The following is a 3,477-nucleotide window of genomic DNA, read 5'->3' on the forward strand; positions in this document are numbered from 1 at the left end:
GCGCCTACGAGTACTGGCCACTGGCGACCCGCGAAGAATACTCCGCACGCCTCATCGACGACGTCCTCGCCGCAGCACCCGATCGCACCGCGGTTCTGGCTCAATTCTTCTCCGAGATGGACCCCGACGAGGCGACCAAACTTCGCCAAGTACTGAGCAAGGCCAAGCGGAAGCCCCATACCTCCTGATCGTCGCTGTGATCCGGTTCGACTGAACAAGCTCACAGCCCGGCATCATGCCTTGACGGTTTTGCGGGCGATGAGCCGTTCGACAAGGCCGATCTTGAAGCGCTGCACGTCCTCGATGACGAATCCGGCTGAGTCAAGGTGATTGCGGGGCCTGCGCAGGAAGTGCTCACCGGCCAGCGGAACCGTGACCACCTCCAGACCACGTTGCACCACCCGGGCCAGCGGTGACGAGCTTTCGACATGGTCCACCAGAATCAGCCGGCCATCGGGACGCAGCACCCGGTGCATCTCGTTGACCGCAGCGTCCAGGTCCGGGATCGCGCACAGGCCGAGCGTGCACACCACGGTGTCGAACATGGCAGCGTCGAACGGCAGGGTGTGGGCGTTGCCCTGCATGAGCGTCACGGAACGACCGAGCTCCGCTGCCCGGGTTCGGGCGATGTCCAGCATGTCCTCACTCAGGTCGATCCCGGTCAAGTTGATGTCGTCGGGATAGACCGGAAAGTTGAGGCCGGTACCGACCGCGACCTCGAGCACGTCCCCCGTGGCTCGGGAGCATGCCCACTGGCGCGAGTCGCCGAAAACAGTGCGGTCCATGAACTGCATCTGCTTGTCGTACGTGCGGGAGTGCTTGTCCCAGTAACGCTGCCAGCGCGCACCGCGGTCTCGTGTTCCGGACATGTGTTCCTCCATAACGATTACGGGCCAACCCAGGTACCAGCACGACGAAGCTGATAGCGCTCCATCAGTTCACCAAAAGGCCAGCGGCATCGATCTACTACTACGTCATCGTACTACGATTATATAGTAGACTGACCGGATCGGCGGCTCAACTGACGCAGCACACGGTGACGGCGAGACACAGCTGATACAGGAAAACGCCGTAGACGGCGACCATGGCGATGCCGGGCAGGCTCCTGAGCACGGTCTCGCGGCGGACCGTGGTGAGCATTCGTGGGCCGCGTCCCGTCTCCAGCTGGATGACGCGGGCCTCGAGCAGGGCGGGACCACCCATCGCCGCCTGTGCCGTCCCTGGCGCGGAATCCGGTTCTCCGGTGGCTTTGAGTAGTGCGGCCGCGACCGGCGAGACACCGCACTCTCGAACGGCCGCACGGTCGGCCTTGAGTTCCTGTCCGTCCAGGATGCGCTGGAGTACGTCGCCGATCAGCGGGATGAGGAAGAACGCGGCGGCCCAGGTACGCAACGCCAGCACCTTGAGCGGGTCTCGATGGCGGACATGGTATCCCTCGTGCCGAAGCACGGCGACGAGCTCGTCCTGACCGGCCCGCGCCACCAGACCGGTACTGACCGCCACCCTCGGATGCCAGACCCCGTACGTGAAGGCATAGGGAGCGTCCGCACCGATCTCGACAACCGGGTGCTCCGATCCGGCGCGCCCGGCGGCGGCCGCCAGTGCGGGCGAGACAGTCACCGCCGCACGAGCTATCCATCGGCTCAACTGGTGACTGCGCCGGCACTGGCACAGCAGAGCGGTCAGCCCAGCCAGGATGTGTCCGCCCCACAGAACAGTCATCAGTACGCCGAACGCGACGCGGGCAACCGTCAGTTCGGGCACGGCAATCTGTCCGAACATCCAGCCGACGACCATGACGATGTACCCCACCACCATCACCAGGCCGAACATCGTCCCGCCGGCGAGGAGCCCCAGTAGAGTCCCGTGGAACAGCACCCGGCCGGCGCGACGCATCAGCTGTCCTTACCCGCCGCGTCAGGCGAAGTGGAGTCCAGCAGCCGTTCCAGCCGCTGACGCAGGCCAGGCGTGCCGCGAGCCTGATCGACGAAATACGCCACCGCCGCGTCCCCGTGTTCTCGGACCACGTCCTTCACAGCCAGTTCCGCGGCGTCCCGCACGGCCGCGGTGTACAGATATCCACGCCCGGCGGCAGTTCGCGTAGCTGCCCCTCGCTCACTCAGCCTGGCCAGCACGGTCATCACCGTGGTGTAGGCCAACGGCTCCGGCCGATCATGATTCAGCCGGTCCAGCACCACCCGAACAGGCACAGGTTCACCCGCTACCCACAGAGCCCGCAGCACCTCGGCACCCAACGGCCCCAGCAGCCTGCTCAGCTCGTCACCACGTTCACCCACCCGGTCATTGTCTACTATCGGAAAGTCGTAGACAACGACCAGCGGCCGTTCCGGGCACTCGCTTCGACCGCGAGGAAGTCCCACCGCCCGGGTGAGAGGCGCTTACTCCAGCGCCCGGTCGCTCACCTGCCGCGGCTGTCCACCTGGGCCGGTGCCAGGACGATGTCGAAGCGCACTTTGCACCACGGGCTGCCGTCGAGGTCTCTGCCGTCGGGTGTCGGTGTCCCCGCAGGCTGTTCGGCGAACCGTTTGGTGAGCGACTCCTTGACACCGAACACCGAGTCGCCGACCTCCAGCTGTGGATCACCCTCGACGAAGATGTGCGTCACCAACGTTCGCTTGTTCTCGGCCGACACCATGAAGTGCAGGTGGGAGGCGCGAACCGGGGAGCGGTTCACCGCCGCCAGCAGCTCGCCGACCGGGCCGTCGTGTGGAATCGGGTACGGCGTGGGTGTCAGTCCCCAGAACCGGAAGGTGCCGTCGATCTCGGAGAACAGGTGGCCACGGCCGGTGACCCGCTCATCGCTGTACTGCACGTCGTAGAAGCCGTTCTCGTCCGCCTCCCACACTTCGATCCGGGCCTGCGGAACCGGGTCGCCAGCGGTGTCGCACACAGTGCCCTCGACCCAGCACGGCGTCCCCGGAGCGCCGGCCGCGATATCACCGCCGTTGCCGACCATGGGCGAATCCTCGACGAAAAACGGCCCGAACACAGTGGACTCGGTCGCATCGCGGTAGGCCTCGTTGTTCACCGCGATCGTCTGCATGGACGCGCCGAGCACATCGGAGAGCAGGATGAACTCCTGCCGCTTCTCTTCGGTGATGTTCCCGGCCGCTGTCAAGAAGTCGATGGCCCGCTTCCACTCGTCCTCGGTCAGCCGGACCTCGCGGATGAACGCGTGCAGGTGCCGGGTGAACGACTCCATCAACTCTCTCGTTCGCCGGTCCGGCGCGCCGGCGAACGACGCCACGACCTCTTCGGTGAGCCGTTCCTCGATGCGCCGCTGCGCCTCGGACACGGCACGGGAACCTTCGGTGCGGGTCATGCTCGACTCCTAATCAGTTCTGGGAGTGAGCTATCCGGCACACTCCTGCTGGTAGCCGGCCGGCAGGTGAGCACTCTCGGTTCCTGGATTTCGAGTCCTGGTGAAAGACAGTGCCCCTGCCGGTAGGCCGGGAG

At 65.6% G+C, this 3,477-nt stretch carries 5 protein-coding genes; 1 reads left to right on the top strand and 4 read right to left on the bottom strand.

Translation table 11 applies throughout. From position 1 onward, the window contains the following. Positions 1–188: BlaI/MecI/CopY family transcriptional regulator (locus D0C15_RS33720; RefSeq protein WP_162830406.1), on the top strand; the 188-nt coding region annotated here is incomplete at its 5' end. 45 nt (positions 189–233) lie between these two features. On the opposite strand, the gene D0C15_RS33725 is transcribed toward D0C15_RS33720, so the two are convergent. From D0C15_RS33725 to D0C15_RS33740, 4 genes are all read right to left on the bottom strand, one after another. Continuing rightward, a complete protein-coding gene (locus D0C15_RS33725) occupies positions 234–869 on the bottom strand; it encodes a class I SAM-dependent methyltransferase (protein WP_116052079.1) in 636 nt (211 codons plus the stop codon). A gap of 148 nt (positions 870–1,017) precedes the next feature. Continuing rightward, the gene (locus tag D0C15_RS33730) at positions 1,018–1,896 is read right to left on the bottom strand and encodes a M56 family metallopeptidase (protein WP_116052080.1); all 879 of its coding nucleotides are present in this window, start codon (positions 1,894–1,896) and stop codon (positions 1,018–1,020) included. Continuing rightward, positions 1,896–2,297, bottom strand: a complete 402-nt coding sequence (locus tag D0C15_RS33735) for a BlaI/MecI/CopY family transcriptional regulator (RefSeq protein ID WP_245976531.1) — start codon at positions 2,295–2,297, stop codon at positions 1,896–1,898. Before D0C15_RS33735 ends, D0C15_RS33730 begins: the two co-directional genes overlap by 1 nt. A gap of 122 nt (positions 2,298–2,419) precedes the next feature. Continuing rightward, a complete protein-coding gene (locus tag D0C15_RS33740) occupies positions 2,420–3,343 on the bottom strand; it encodes a dioxygenase family protein (RefSeq protein ID WP_116052081.1) in 924 nt (307 codons plus the stop codon). Positions 3,344–3,477: the final 134 nt, after the last annotated feature.

The organism is Amycolatopsis palatopharyngis, from assembly GCF_003385185.1.
Taxonomy (GTDB): domain Bacteria; phylum Actinomycetota; class Actinomycetes; order Mycobacteriales; family Pseudonocardiaceae; genus Amycolatopsis; species Amycolatopsis palatopharyngis.